Source organism: Paenibacillus sp. YAF4_2 (assembly GCF_052113225.1).
Lineage (GTDB): Bacteria > Bacillota > Bacilli > Paenibacillales > Paenibacillaceae > Pristimantibacillus.
The window spans coordinates 361,708-375,395 of the sequence record NZ_JBFRCT010000003.1; the positions used below are offsets into that span (position 1 = coordinate 361,708).

The following is a 13,688-nucleotide window of genomic DNA, read 5'->3' on the forward strand; positions in this document are numbered from 1 at the left end:
ATGTAATCCAAATTGCGTGTTATATAATATTACATATCAAGCAGAAGCGGCTCATGAATGGTAAGATCAAGCATTCTTCAGCACGAGGGGGATGGTATAGTGTCGCTTGGTAGGCAGAAGGAAACGGAAATTCGAGTAGACGATGTTTCTATGATTTTTGGCAGTAAAGGAAAGGAAGTTACAGCACTCACGAATGTTAGTTTTGAGGTGTATCGAAGCGAGTTCGTCTCTCTCTTAGGGCCATCGGGCTGTGGGAAATCGACATTGCTCCGGCTGATGGCAGATCTTCTTGAACCAACAAGCGGTAGAATCACCATTGGGGAAGAAGAGCCTCGTGAAGTTCGGTTAAAAAGAAAGTTCGGTATCGTATTCCAAAGCCCTACCTTATTCGAGTGGCGTACGGTCAAGGATAATATTGAACTGCCGATGGAGGTACTGGGCCTTAAAAAGTCAGAATATTCAGCTATATCGGAACAATTAATCGAAATGGTTGGTCTATCGAAGTTCAAGCATCATTATCCATGGCAGTTAAGCGGGGGGATGCAGCAGAGAGTAGCGATTGCGAGAGCTTTGTCACTTGATCCTCCAATCCTGCTGATGGATGAACCGTTCTCTGCACTCGATGAGTTTACGAAGGAGAAGCTTCAGCTTGATCTGCTCGACATTCAGAAGCAGACGAACAAGACGATCGTGTTTGTTACGCACAGCATACCGGAAGCTGTATTCCTCTCAGATCGGGTAATTGTCATGTCTGCACATCCCGGGCGGGTCCACTCCATTCTGGAGATGGAGAGGGAAGAAGGGAGTTACGCGCATATCCGCAATTCCGAACGTTTCCATGAGATGACGGCAAGAGTGAGGAATTGTTTTGTAGATGAGGAGGATTCTCTTAATGAGCGGATGGCTTAGAAAAGAAAGCCAAGGCGGGGTCATCGTCATTTGGGCGATAAGTGTTCTTCTCGTATGGGAAGCGGTAGCCTGGTACATAGCCGATGTTGCACATGTTCTGGCTCCAGCCTCCAAGCTTCCCTATCTTCACCTTGTTCTGCAGGCGATGCTAGACCACTGGTCGACTCTTGCTGAACAAGGATCAATTACGTTTGGCAATTCGATTGTTGGCTTTCTAATTGGTGCAGCCGTAGGAATCATACTGGCGATTGTGATGAGTCTGTCCAGAGCTGTTGAGCTGACGTTATCTCCTTACATGATTGCCTCTCAAATGGTTCCGATTATCGGGCTTGCTCCAATCCTATACGGCATTATCCATGATCCTTCCCTTTCGAGAGTGCTTATGGCCGGTTATGTAACCTTCTTCCCGGTAGCAATTAATATGCTGCGTGGACTCCAGAGTATTAAACCGGAGCAGGAAGAGCTCATGCGCTTGTACGCCGCATCCGTATGGACGACTTATACGAAGCTAAGGCTCAAAGCTTCTCTTCCGGGATTATTTGCAGGATTAAAATTATCAGCGCCGCTTGCAATCACCGCTTCAATTATTGTGGAGCTTATGGGAGCGCCGGATGGGATTGGCGTACTGATGCTTAGCTCTCTTTACTACGGAAGCTCGCAGGTGTATATGTTCTGGTCAACGATTCTCATTAGTGTTGTTATCGGCTTGATCTGGTTTCTGCTAGTCACGATGGTCGAACGGCTGATTACGCCTTGGCAGCCAGAGTTCCGCCCGCAAGGGAGGCGTGAAGGGTGAAGGATTTAACAGCTGTGAAGACGGAGCCACTTTCAACTTCGGTGGTGAGATCAGCGGGTGTAAATAAGCCAAAGAGATCAGCAAGTAGAAGATTTCCCAGTGCCGCCCTTTTGCCCCCTATCGGCTTTGGCGTTTTGTTCATTGTTATTTGGCAGCTTAAAGGTTTTCATAAACTGTTTCATCTGGAGCTCTATCAGCTGCCAATCCCATCTGCTATTGCGAAGGCGATTCAAAATAATAGTGTTGTTCTATGGAACTACTCGCTCTATACCGGCTCCGAAATGATAGGAGGCTGCATCATGGGATCAGCGATTGGTCTGCTTGCTGCGATTGCAGCCTCCTTCATTCCGAGGGCAGGCAAAGGTGCCATAACCTTGCTGGCAGCCCTAAACGCTGTTCCGATTGTGGCACTTGCGCCCATTATGAACAACTGGTTTGGTGATGGGGTCGCCTCCAAGATCGCGATCGTCACCATCATGACAATGGCCACGATGGCTGTCAGCGCTTATAAGGGAATGCGCTCCGTCGAGCCTGCTTACCTCGAGCTTATGCATTCATATGCTGCCGGAAGGTTGGCTATCTTCTCTAAGCTTCGTTTCCGGCTCGCTCTTCCTCATATTTTCACCGCACTCAAAATCAACATGGCAACCGGCATGATCGGGGCTATCGTTGGCGAGTTTTTCATTTCTTCTAGGGGGCTCGGGTTCCTTCTATCTGATCAAATCAAGCTGGGCAATATGCCAATCGCGTGGTCTTGTATCATTATCGCCGCGGTGCTTGGCATCGCGCTCTACTATTGTATCCAACTGATCGAGAGAATGGTTATTCCATGGCATGTCGCACAGCGCAATAAGCAGTAACCTTGAGCATCAGGGGATGGCAGTATCATCTTACAAATAGATAGCGATAGGGAGAGGAATGGTCTAATGAGAAAGAGAAACCGGGTCCTAAAGTCAGTATCCACACTGACGGTCGCCATGGCGCTGCTTATGATCGCCGCCTGCGGCAATAACAGCTCATCCGAGTCAGCAAATGAGGGAAAGTCTAATGAACCGCTGACGAAGGTCAAGATCCAGTTGAAATGGGTACCGCAGGCGCAGTTCGCTGGGATTTTCGTCGCCAAGGAAAAAGGCTTCTACGAGCAGGAAGGGCTGGATGTCGAGATTATTCCAGGCGGGCCGGATGTCGTCATTGAGCAGCAGGTCGTAAACGGAGCAGCCGATATAGGCGTTACGAGTTTTGACAGCTTACTGGTGAATCGGGATAATGGGCTGCCGCTCGTATCAGTCGCTCAAATACTGCAAAAGAGCTCGTACCGGTTCGTCGCAGATAAATCGTCTGGCATTGACACTCCGGAGAAGATGAAGGGCAAGAAGGTTGGTATGTGGACGGGAAGTCAGCAGTTCCAAGTGCTCGCGTTTATGGAGAAGAATGGCCTTGATCCGCAGAAGGATGTTGAGCTTGTGAAGCAAGGTTTTACGATGGATCAATTTTTTAACAAGCAGTTGGATGTGGCAATCTCGACCATCTACAACGAGTACCATGTCGTACTCGAAAGTGGTGTGAAGCCGGAGGATCTATTCGTGTATGACTTCGAAGATGCTGGAGTTGGGATGCTGGAGGATACGCTTGTTGTGAAAGAGGATTGGCTGAAAAATAACCACGATACGGCGGTCAAGGCCATCCGTGCAACGATGAAAGGCTGGAACTATGCGATTGCCAATCAGGAGGAATCCGTTGATATCGTCATGAAGGCCGTAACGGAAGGCAGTACAACGAAGGAGCATCAGACGACGATGCTGATGGAGATGGCGAAGCTTGTGAAGCCGGAAGGTTTCACGGACACGCAAGTAGGATCGTTTGTTGATGATGCGGTACAGCGGACGGTTGATATCTCCCTTAAATACGGATTAATCAAGGCCGCACCGGATCTTAGCAAGGCGATCGATAAGACGATTCTAGCGGATGCGGAAAAAAGCTAGCAGCAACAGTAGTGAGTTGAAGAAGCTTAAGGCCCCTAAAGGGCCTTAAGCTACTTGCGGATGGCGGAATCTAGTATCTATGTTGATCACAGCTAGGTGGTTGTCCTCATTTGGCGTGACTAGCCGTATAAATTCTAATATTGTACATACTTATATGTCATCGGAGACTGGACGGGAGGGAACGGGACATGAGTGTGGAGCAGCAAGCAAGTATTAATGTGGAGCGGTTGAATCGGCATATTGAGGAGCTTGCACAGATTGGGCGAATTGGGGAAACCGGCGTTTGCAGGCTGGCTTTGTCGAAGGAAGACCGGGCAGGTGTGGAGCGGGTTAAAAGCTGGATGGAAGAAGCAGGGATGCGGGCAAAAATGGATCCTTTTGGCAATTTAATAGGTGTGCTGAAAGGCAAGAATTCGGATCTCCCCGTGTTAATGCTTGGCTCTCATGTCGACTCGCAGCCATACGGTGGCCGTTATGACGGAGCCATTGGTGTTCTTGGTGCTATTGAAACGGTGCAAACGATGGTAGAGAGAGGCTTTACACCGGAGATGGATATTGAGGTAGTGGCCTTTTGCGATGAAGAAGGCTGCCGCTTCAACAAAGGATTATTTGGGGTTCGCGGGATGACCGGAAAGCTCGAGGAAGGAGAGCTTGATCGGACGGACAAGAATGGCGTAACTCGCCGGGAAGCCTTGCTGGAATTTGGCTGCGACCCGGCAGAGTTTGAAGGATATACATTTCAGGAGGGGCGAATCGGCGCTTTTCTTGAGCTTCATATTGAGCAGGGGCCCGTGCTGGAGTCGCTTGATTCCCCAATTGGCATCGTGACAGGTATTTCAGGACCACTTTGGTGGACGGTTGAGCTTAACGGCTTTGCCGGACATGCGGGTTCTGTACCGATGCCGATGAGAAGGGACGCGCTTGTTGGCGCAGCCAAGGTTATTGTGGCGCTAAATGATCTGGCCCGGCTGGAAGAAGGCGCGTCAACGGTTGGTACGGTTGGCTCGCTGTCTGTTTTTCCAGATTCCCGCAACATCATTCCAGAGAAGGTAACGTTTACCGTCGATCTTCGGGATATCGTCCTCTCCCGCAGGAACGAGAGGGAGCAGCAATTACTGGAGACGATTCAGGACATTTGTGATGAGCATAGCCTGCAGTATTTGATTCGTGAGGATACAAACAGTGAGCCGCGTTATTGCGCGGAATGGTTGAAGGATATTTTACGGAAAGAAGCATCCGGCATGGGGATGGCGCTGCCCGAGCTGATGAGTGGTCCATTCCATGACTCACTTACCATGTCGTATGTCTGCGACTACAGTATGATTTTCGTCAGGTGCAAGGAAGGGATCAGCCATAACCCCAAGGAGTATTCGTCACCCGAGGATATTGCGCTTGGTACGGAGTTGTTATATAGGGCAGCACTTCATATAGCAAGCGGAAAGCGGAGGGAAATCGATGAGTAAAGTTACGATTGGATTAATTCAGGCGTCCAACGATATTCATGGCGATGAGTCGGTGGAGGTGCATAAAAAAGCGTCGATCGACAAGCATATCCGGCTCATCCGCGAGGCAGCAGGCAAAGGAGCGCAGATCATCTCGCTGCAGGAGATTTTTTACGGACCGTATTTCTGCGCCGAGCAGACGACCAAATGGTATGACGCTTCGGAAGAAGTTCCGAATGGACCTACAACAAAGCTGTTCCAGGAGCTTGCCCGCGAGCTGGGTGTCGTCATTATTCTTCCGCTCTATGAGCGGGAAGGGATCGCCAGCTACTATAATACGGCGGCGGTTATTGATGCTGACGGTTCGTATCTCGGCAAATACCGCAAGCATCATATCCCCCATGTGGCGGCGGGCGACGGCGGATGCGGCTTCTGGGAAAAGTATTATTTTAAACCAGGCAATCTGGGTTATCCGGTGTTTGATACGGCCTTCGCGAAGGTTGGCGTCTACATCTGCTATGACCGGCATTTCCCGGAGGGGGCTCGTGCGCTAGGGTTGAACGGAGCGGAGATTGTATTTAATCCATCGGCAACGGTTGCGGGAACCTCGGAATATCTGTGGAAGCTGGAGCAGCCGGCTCATGCTGTGGCGAACGGGTATTATGTGGCAGCAATCAATCGGGTCGGATATGAGGCTCCATGGAATATGGGGGAATTTTACGGACAGTCGTATCTGGTTGATCCGCGGGGTGCCATTGCAGCCATGGGCAGCAGAGATCAAGATGAAGTCGTTATTGGCGTGATGGACAAAGAGTTGATCCGCGAGGTACGGAATATTTGGCAGTTTTATCGTGATCGCAGGCCGGAAACGTACGACAGCATCATAAACCTATAATAAGCGCTATTGGAAAGGGGGATGAACGGATGGCGGCAACGTTTATATCTGCAGAATCTTTAAGGCGTAATTTTGCCGAAGTGAAGGCCGGAATGAGACCAAAGGAAGCGATCGAGGAATCGAACCGCTGCCTGTATTGCTATGATGCTCCGTGTATTAAAGCTTGTCCAACAGGTATCGATATTCCCTCCTTTATTAAAAAGATCGCCTCCGGCAACATGAAAGGATCCGCTCGAGCCATTATGGAAGCGAATCCGGTTGGCGCTAGCTGCTCGCGTGTATGCCCAACGGAGGAGCTGTGCGAAGGAGCTTGTGTACTCAATCATTCGTCCAAGCCGATCATGATTGGCGATCTGCAGCGGTATGCGACAGACTGGGCTATTAAGAACGAACAGGTGCTGTTCTCGGCGGGACGCAGCAACGGGAAAAAGGTTGCCATTATCGGCGGTGGTCCGGCAGGCCTGTCAGCAGCTAGGGAGCTTGCGAGGTTTGGGTTTGCGGTGACCGTATTCGAGGCGAAGGAGCAGGCGGGAGGTCTGGACACGTATGGTATTGTCTCCTTCCGGCTGCCGCAGGAGATCTCGCTCTGGGAAGTTGAGCAGGTACGGCAGCTTGGCGTAGAAATCCGAACGGGGACTAAGGTTGGCGTTGATATCAGCGTCGAGGACATTTGGCAGCAATATGATGCGGTAGTGCTGACCATTGGCATGTCGAAGGTGCCGAAGCTTGGCATTGAAGGTGAAGGGCTCACCGGAGTATATGACGCAATTGATTTTGTAGAGTCAACCAAGACGTCCATTCGGACAGACATTGCAGGGAAAAAGGTTGCTGTTATTGGTGCAGGCAATACCGCCATAGATGCGGCGACATGCTCCGTTCGGCTTGGCGCAGAGGAAGTGACGATCGTCTACCGCCGTACTTCGGTAGAGATGACGGCTTATGAGTTCGAGTACGACTTTGCGAAGCAGGACGGTGTCGTTTTCAAATGGCTGACAGCTCCCAAGCGGATTATTGGAGATGCTGCAGGCAACGTGACGGCGATGGAGTGTATCGCAATGCGGCTTGAGGAGAGCGAAGGGCGAATCCAGCCGGTACCGGTTGACGGCTCGGAGTTTTATATGGATATTGATGCGGTCGTTCTTGCTATTGGCCAAACCCGGCATATCAGCCTGGTTGAGCAGTTTGGCTTGACGCACAAGCGCGGGATTGTGGCGATTGACCCGGATACGTTCCAGACCTCGGATCCAAGAGTATTCGCGGCGGGAGATGTGATTTTCGGTGACGGGCAAGGAGAGGCAATGGTCGTATCGGCAGCGCAGCAGGGGAAAAAAGCCGCATATGCGATCTATCAGCAGCTTGTGAAGCAGCAGGAGGAGACGGCTTAAATAATAATAAATCTCATGCTTACGAAGTAAGAATCACCACATATGGCTAACGTCAGCCATTAAGGTGCTAATTCTTTGGATCATGCTTACGAAGTAAGAATCACCACAAATGGCTAAAAGTTAGCCATTAAGGTGGAAATTCTTTGGCTCATGCTTACGAAGTAAGAATCACCACATATGGCTAAAAGTTAGCCATTAAGGTGGAAATTCTTTGGCTCATGCTTACGAAGTAAGAATCACCACAAATGGCTAACGTCAGCCATTAAGGTGCTAATTCTTTTGAGGAGGAACGCATATGGCTGATTTACGCATTAATCTGGCGGGTATCTCGTCGCCGAATCCATTCTGGCTTGCATCGGCGCCGCCGACGAATACAGGCTACCAGGTGCAGCGGGCGTTTGAAGCGGGCTGGGGTGGCGCAGTATGGAAGACGCTGGGGGATCCCATTATTAATACCTCGTCGAGGTTCGCGGCCGTTCATTTCAACGGGCAGCGTGTAGCGGGCTTTAACAATATCGAGCTTATAACGGATCGGCCGCTGGAAGTGAATCTGAAAGAAATCTACGAGACGAAGAAACGTTTTCCGAATCATGCGGTTGTCGTGTCCTTGATGGTTGAGCCAAAACGCGAGAAGTGGCATGAGATTGTGAAAAAGGTCGAGGCCGTTGGTGTCGACGGGCTTGAGCTGAACTTCGGCTGTCCGCATGGGATGGCAGAACGCGGTATGGGCTCGGCTTCCGGTCAGCAGCCGGATCTCGTCGAAGCGCAGACGATGTGGGCGAAGGAAGCCGCGAAGACGCCGGTCATTGTAAAGCTGACGCCGAACATCACGGATATAACGGCAACAGCAATGGCCGCCGTTCGAGGCGGCGCAGATGCGATCTCGCTTATTAACACGATCAACTCGCTGGCTGGTGTCGACATCGATACCTGGAACACGATCCCGCATGTTGGTGGAAAAGGTGCACATGGCGGCTACTGCGGTCCGGCGGTGAAGCCGATCGCGCTGAACATGGTGGCCGAATGCGCGCGTAACTCGCAGGTGAATGTGCCGATCTCCGGAATTGGAGGCGTCTCCAATTGGCGGGATGCCGTGGAGTTTATGCTTATGGGTGCGACAGGCGTGCAGGTATGCACGGCAGCGATGCATCACGGCTTTAGCATTGTCGAGGATATGATCGATGGGCTGAACAATTATTTGGATGATAAGGGCTTGTTATCCGTAACCGAGCTTATTGGCAAGTCTGTAACCCGTTATTCGGATTGGGGAGACCTTGATCTGAACTATCAAGTGGTCGCTAGGATTCATGAGGAGAATTGTATCGTCTGCAACAAATGCCATATTGCCTGCGAAGATACATCGCATCAATGTATTGAACGTCTGACGGATGGCGATGGCCGGGCTTATCTGAAGGTAAGAGAGGAAGACTGCGTTGGCTGCAACCTGTGCTCGATCGTATGTCCGGTAGAAGGCGCGATCTCGATGGTGGAGATTCCTTCAGGCGAGCTGCCGATGTCCTGGAATCAGCGTCAGAAGGCGATTCAATCGGTTGGTGATTCTAATCAAGCGCCGGGCGGCGCCAAGGAGGCGGTATAAGCGATGGCTGCAAAAATTATACGTAATGGCACAATAGTTACAGCGGCGGACACGTATCAGGCGGATGTGTTGATCGACAATGGTATTATTCAGCAGATCGGCCTTGGACTCACAGCTGATGGAGCAGAGATTGTGGATGCAGCTGGGAAATATGTTTTCCCAGGCGGCGTAGATCCGCATACCCATCTGGATATGCCGTTCGGCGGTACAGTGACAGCAGATGATTTCGAGACGGGGACTCGAGCTGCGGCGTTTGGCGGGACAACAACCGTAATCGATTTTTGCTTGACGGATAAAGGGAAGCCGCTGAGCGAATCACTTCAGAAGTGGCATGCCAAGGCGGAGGGCAAAGCAGTTATCGACTACAGCTTTCATCTGATGATCAGTGAGATTAATGATGCAGTGCTGGCGGAGCTTCCCTCTATCGTGAAGGATCAGGGGATTACTTCGTTTAAGGTGTTTATGGCTTATAAAAATGTGTTCCAAGCGGATGACGGTACGTTGTACCGGACGATGCTGTCAGCCAAGGAGCTTGGCGCGATGGTCATGGTGCATGCCGAGAACGGCGATGTCATCGAGTTTTTGGTAGAAAAAGCTTTATCGGAAGGGAACACCGATCCGATCTACCATGCGTTGACCCGTCCTTCGGCCATTGAAGGAGAAGCAACGGCACGTGCTGCTGCTCTTGCAGAGTTGACTGGCGCCCGGCTTTACGTTGTACACGTCACCTGCGCAGAAGCGGTGAAAGCGATCAGCGAGGCGAGAACCCGTGGCGTGGATGTATGGGGCGAGACCTGCCCGCAATATTTGATGCTGGATCAGTCGTACCTGGCATTGCCGGATTTTGAAGGAGCCAAGTATGTATGGTCACCTCCGCTGCGCGAGAAGAAGCATCAGGATGTGCTCTGGAATGCGCTTATTACCGGCCAGCTGCAGACTCTTGGCTCCGATCAATGTTCCTTCAACTTCAAGGGACAAAAGGATCTTGGCCTCGGCGATTTCAGCAAAATTCCAAATGGCGGACCGGTCATAGAGGATCGATTTTCGATTCTTTATTCGGAGGGCGTATCCAAGGGCCGCCTAACCCTTAATCAGTTCGTGGATATCGTCGCGACTCGTAATGCGAAGCTGTTTGGACTATTCCCGCGCAAAGGAACGATTGCGGTTGGCAGTGACGCGGATCTTGTTATTTTTGACCCAAGTGTGGAAAGAACAATCTCTGCGGAAACTCATCATATGAACGTGGATTACAACCCGTTTGAAGGGATTCAAATAAGCGGGGTGCCGGAAAGCGTGCTGTCACGCGGCGAATTTGTCATTAAGGATCAGACGTATGTTGGGCATGCGGGGACGGGGCAGTTTCTGAAACGGTTGACGTATAAGCAGACCAATTCAATCGGTACTGGTGCGAAAGAAACGGTAGAGCAGCTGTAGAAACCATTCCATGGAGGTGCACGCTTATGTCCGCTTACCAAGAGTTTATGGAAGAGAAAGAACGGCTGGATGCTTATATCAGCAGGCAGTTCAGGATTCATAGCGTGGTCGAGAACTTAAGCGGAGCTACCATTGAGCTTGTACATCCCGGCGGGGAGAGTGCTGTCCTGCAGCTGCTCTCCGCAGATGCTCGAAAATATATGTCCAATCTGGTGGTAAAGCAGCTCACTTCATCAGGCTGGAATGACGCTGGATAACGGAGCTACTGAATGGCTCCATGGGTATATTCGTAAGCATTGAGTGCAAGCTCAATGGCCAGCCTTTTGTCCGCGACAAGGAAGTCTTCTCCAAGCAGCGCAGCTATTTTCTCCAGCCGGTGGTAAAGGGTCTGCCTGACAATAAACAGCTCCCGGGCAGCATCCTGTTTGGAGCCGGACAGGGCTAGGAATACTTTGAGCGTCTTGAGGAGCTGTCCATTTTTCTCCTGATCGTATCGTGTTAATGGTCCGATGTATTCCTCAATAAGAGCGGGAAGCATGCCGGTCTTCTTCAGACCTGAGATGACCCGGTACGTATGCAAATCGTTGAAAAAAGGCGAGCTTAAGGGGCCAATATCCGTCTGAATGGCGACTGTTTCTTGTGCAGATTCGTAGCCCTCCGGTGCGCGGGAGAGGTCGGTCAAATATTTACCGATGCCAAGTGTGCCGGAGAAAACGGCGGTATCTGGATTATGCTCTGTTCTTCGCAGGCGTTCGACAGCCCGGAGCAGCCGCTCCTTCCACTTGAACTGCTTCATCTGGTCAATCAGAACAAAGACGATATGGTCATGCTGGGCGGCGGGAAGCAGGAGATAGCCTTCGCCTTCGAAGATGGCGCGGGCGACCATATTTTTTTGCATAAGCAGCTCTTCACCATCTTTCCATTCCGCCAGCTTGACGTTTAATCGAAACACGCAGACGGTAAGGCCATACAGCTTGGCAGCCGGCTTAATGGAGCTGATATACTCCCGTACCTCTTTGTCCGCATGCTTGCCGCTCAGCCAATCCGTTACCCACATTTCGTCCTTGTAGCGCCGTCTCTCTTCCATATACTTGGTGCGCATCATCTCTTGAGCGATGGCAGTAGCACAGCGGTCGAGAGCTAGTATCTGGAATTCACTCAGTTCCTGCTCAGACTGCAGCAGCAGATCGGCAAACAGGTGATCAAGGGCAAGAATGGGACGATGGGCGAGACCACGTTTTAGGACAGGTGTAGCGAACATTTCGCCGTAAATCCACTGCTCGTAGAAAGCATCTGCTTTGGCACGTGGCATATGAGGCATAAACTCAGCTTCAGCGTTAAGAGGGAAGAAGGCGACTTGGGCGCCGGTCGTGTGGTGGAGAAGCTTGAGCAGCGGCATAATGCCTTTTCCTGAGAGCAGGAGCTGGTTCAGCTTGGTTGAAAGTGCCTCTAGTTCATAGACCATACGGTGATGCTGATGAATGAAGTAAGCGTGCAGGTCTTGGGTAATGTCGATATAACGAACCTCCTCGTGGAAAAAAAGGAGAGGAAAGTTCTCGCGTTTAGCCAGCTCGATCATGGTGTCGGATGGCTTTTTGGTGTAGGTGCCAAGCTCGATGCAGAGGCCGGATGCACCGGAGTCAATGAGCTGCTGCAGGAAGGATAGACTTAGCTCTTCGTCATCATGCCAGCCTATGCCGGTGGATAAGATCAGCTCATTACCGCTTAGAAGCTTGCCAACCTGGGTAACTTCCATTATGTGGACCCAGCGAACGGTTCGATTCAGTGCTTCTTCACTGGCGATTGTTTCAGCCTTTTGAAACAGCGGGCGCTGCAGGATGTCTCTAACGGTTAGCTGCATCAATGTTTCAACCATGGACATTCACCGCCCTAGCGTGGAATAGTGGGGGAATCTAGTTTTCCTTCATTATACAAGAGGATAGATTTCATAGGCAATGTTCGTGCGGCGTAGAAAGGGATAGGAGAAAGGGAGGGAGCGTATATGGAGATAGGCGTTCCAAAAGAGAGAAAAGGATCGGAGCATCGTGTTGCCTTAACACCCGGTGGTGTATATGAGCTCGTCAGGCATGGGCATAGCGTTTTTGTGGAGACCGGAGCTGGGTCTGCTTCCGGATTATTGGATGAAGAGTACCGGGCAGCAGGTGCGGTTCTTGTTCCAGATGCAGAAGGAGCTTGGTCAAGGGATCTTGTTGTAAAGGTAAAGGAGCCACTCAAGGAAGAATACTCCTATTTCCGTGAAGGGCTAGTGCTCTTCACTTATCTGCATCTTGCTGCGGAGCGGGAGCTGACAGAAGCACTGGCACGGCAAAAGGTAACGGCGATAGCCTACGAAACTGTGCAGTTGGCAAATGGTCAACTGCCGCTGCTTACCCCGATGAGCGACATTGCCGGCCGAATGGCGGCACAGGTTGGCGCACAGTTTCTGGAGAAAGCACATGGAGGCCGGGGGATTCTGCTTGGTGGTGTGCCCGGTGTGAAAAAAGGACGTGTGACTATTATCGGAGGTGGCGTAGTAGGGACAGGCGCAGCCCAGATTGCGCTGGGACTTGGCGCGGAAGTGTCTATTATTGACCGAGATGCCGACAGGCTTCGGGCACTTGAAGATCGGTTCGGCGGACGCGTCCAGACATTAGCCTCGAATTCGAGGCAAATCGCGGAAGCTGTATCAGAGTCGGATTTGGTCATTGGGGCCGTGCTTATTCCAGGCGCTAGAGCGCCAAAGCTCGTGACGGAAGAGATGGTCCGCTCGATGCCAGCGGGTTCGGTTATTGTAGATGTCGCTATCGATCAAGGCGGCAGTGTCGAGACGATTGATCGAATCACGACGCATGCCGAACCAGTATTCGAAAAGTTTGGCGTTCTGCATTATGCTGTAGCCAACATGCCAGGAGCCGTGCCTTATACGGCCACGGCGGCATTGACCAACGCGACGCTGCCTTATGCACTTGCACTCGCCGACCGCGGCGTCCGCGAGACGCTCGCTGCCAGCGAGCCGATCCGCCGAGGTGTCAACGCCATGGCCGGCTTCATCACCCACGAAGCCGTCGCCGCCGCGCATCAGATAGAATACACAAACGTACGCGAACTGTTGAACTCATCGATTGCCTGAGATAAGCCCCGCAAGGCTGGTTGCCAGTCTTCTCCGCCATGAGCTCCTAACAGGGGCTCTTTTTCATCTCCATTCAGTAATCTCAACAATTTCTTAATCTATGATTTACGTTCTATAA

12 protein-coding genes are annotated in these 13,688 nt (G+C 51.3%); 11 read left to right on the plus strand and 1 reads right to left on the minus strand.

The genetic code is table 11. From position 1 onward, the window contains the following. Positions 1–99 precede the first annotated feature (99 nt). From AB4Y93_RS09160 to AB4Y93_RS09205, 10 genes are all read left to right on the plus strand, one after another. Entirely contained in the window at positions 100–909 is an 810-nt protein-coding gene (locus AB4Y93_RS09160) for an ABC transporter ATP-binding protein (RefSeq protein ID WP_441891100.1), read from the plus strand. Then, positions 893–1,705 carry an ABC transporter permease gene (locus AB4Y93_RS09165; protein ID WP_441891102.1) on the plus strand — a complete coding sequence of 271 codons (813 nt, stop codon included), beginning with the start codon at positions 893–895 and terminating at the stop codon, positions 1,703–1,705. The genes AB4Y93_RS09160 and AB4Y93_RS09165 overlap by 17 nt, the downstream gene beginning before the upstream one ends. Next, positions 1,702–2,565: an ABC transporter permease gene (locus AB4Y93_RS09170; RefSeq protein ID WP_441891104.1), complete on the plus strand. Its 864-nt coding sequence runs from the start codon at positions 1,702–1,704 to the stop codon at positions 2,563–2,565. The genes AB4Y93_RS09165 and AB4Y93_RS09170 overlap by 4 nt, the downstream gene beginning before the upstream one ends. Positions 2,566–2,631: 66 nt before the next feature. Then, positions 2,632–3,687 (plus strand): ABC transporter substrate-binding protein, encoded by a 1,056-nt coding sequence (locus AB4Y93_RS09175; RefSeq protein ID WP_441891106.1) that lies wholly within the window; start codon positions 2,632–2,634, stop codon positions 3,685–3,687. Positions 3,688–3,875: 188 nt separating this feature from the next. After that, entirely contained in the window at positions 3,876–5,150 is a 1,275-nt protein-coding gene (locus AB4Y93_RS09180) for a M20 family metallo-hydrolase (RefSeq protein WP_441891108.1), read from the plus strand. Continuing rightward, entirely contained in the window at positions 5,143–6,024 is an 882-nt protein-coding gene (locus AB4Y93_RS09185; RefSeq protein ID WP_441891109.1) for a nitrilase-related carbon-nitrogen hydrolase, read from the plus strand. Before AB4Y93_RS09180 ends, AB4Y93_RS09185 begins: the two co-directional genes overlap by 8 nt. Before the next feature lie 29 nt (positions 6,025–6,053). After that, complete coding sequence (locus AB4Y93_RS09190) at positions 6,054–7,409, plus strand: NAD(P)-dependent oxidoreductase (RefSeq protein ID WP_441891110.1); 1,356 nt, start codon at positions 6,054–6,056, stop codon at positions 7,407–7,409. A 295-nt stretch (positions 7,410–7,704) separates the two neighbouring features. Further along, complete coding sequence (preA, locus tag AB4Y93_RS09195; protein ID WP_441891112.1) at positions 7,705–9,006, plus strand: NAD-dependent dihydropyrimidine dehydrogenase subunit PreA; 1,302 nt, start codon at positions 7,705–7,707, stop codon at positions 9,004–9,006. A gap of 3 nt (positions 9,007–9,009) precedes the next feature. Further along, positions 9,010–10,440, plus strand: coding sequence for a dihydropyrimidinase (gene hydA / locus AB4Y93_RS09200; RefSeq protein ID WP_441891113.1), 1,431 nt, complete (start codon positions 9,010–9,012; stop codon positions 10,438–10,440). Positions 10,441–10,466: 26 nt separating this feature from the next. Beyond that, positions 10,467–10,697 (plus strand): hypothetical protein, encoded by a 231-nt coding sequence (locus AB4Y93_RS09205; RefSeq protein WP_441891115.1) that lies wholly within the window; start codon positions 10,467–10,469, stop codon positions 10,695–10,697. Between the two features lie 5 nt (positions 10,698–10,702). Here AB4Y93_RS09205 and AB4Y93_RS09210 read toward each other — a convergent pair whose 3' ends face one another. Continuing rightward, complete coding sequence (locus tag AB4Y93_RS09210) at positions 10,703–12,316, minus strand: PucR family transcriptional regulator (RefSeq protein WP_441891116.1); 1,614 nt, start codon at positions 12,314–12,316, stop codon at positions 10,703–10,705. Between the two features lie 126 nt (positions 12,317–12,442). Between AB4Y93_RS09210 and ald the strand changes: the two genes are divergently transcribed. Continuing rightward, positions 12,443–13,570 carry an alanine dehydrogenase gene (gene ald, locus AB4Y93_RS09215; protein WP_441891118.1) on the plus strand — a complete coding sequence of 376 codons (1,128 nt, stop codon included), beginning with the start codon at positions 12,443–12,445 and terminating at the stop codon, positions 13,568–13,570. Positions 13,571–13,688 lie beyond the last annotated feature (118 nt).

What these genes read in the sequence shown, in the direction of transcription:
- ald (WP_441891118.1), top strand. Translation starts at nt 12,443, where the DNA reads ATGGAGATAGGCGTTCCAAAAGAGAGAAAAGGATCGGAGCATCGTGTT.
- AB4Y93_RS09175 (WP_441891106.1), top strand. Translation starts at nt 2,632, where the DNA reads ATGAGAAAGAGAAACCGGGTCCTAAAGTCAGTATCCACACTGACGGTC.
- preA (WP_441891112.1), top strand. Translation starts at nt 7,705, where the DNA reads ATGGCTGATTTACGCATTAATCTGGCGGGTATCTCGTCGCCGAATCCA.
- hydA (WP_441891113.1), top strand. Translation starts at nt 9,010, where the DNA reads ATGGCTGCAAAAATTATACGTAATGGCACAATAGTTACAGCGGCGGAC.
- AB4Y93_RS09180 (WP_441891108.1), top strand. Translation starts at nt 3,876, where the DNA reads ATGAGTGTGGAGCAGCAAGCAAGTATTAATGTGGAGCGGTTGAATCGG.
- AB4Y93_RS09210 (WP_441891116.1), bottom strand. Translation starts at nt 12,316, where the DNA reads ATGGTTGAAACATTGATGCAGCTAACCGTTAGAGACATCCTGCAGCGC.
- AB4Y93_RS09205 (WP_441891115.1), top strand. Translation starts at nt 10,467, where the DNA reads ATGTCCGCTTACCAAGAGTTTATGGAAGAGAAAGAACGGCTGGATGCT.
- AB4Y93_RS09185 (WP_441891109.1), top strand. Translation starts at nt 5,143, where the DNA reads ATGAGTAAAGTTACGATTGGATTAATTCAGGCGTCCAACGATATTCAT.
- AB4Y93_RS09190 (WP_441891110.1), top strand. Translation starts at nt 6,054, where the DNA reads ATGGCGGCAACGTTTATATCTGCAGAATCTTTAAGGCGTAATTTTGCC.
- AB4Y93_RS09165 (WP_441891102.1), top strand. Translation starts at nt 893, where the DNA reads ATGAGCGGATGGCTTAGAAAAGAAAGCCAAGGCGGGGTCATCGTCATT.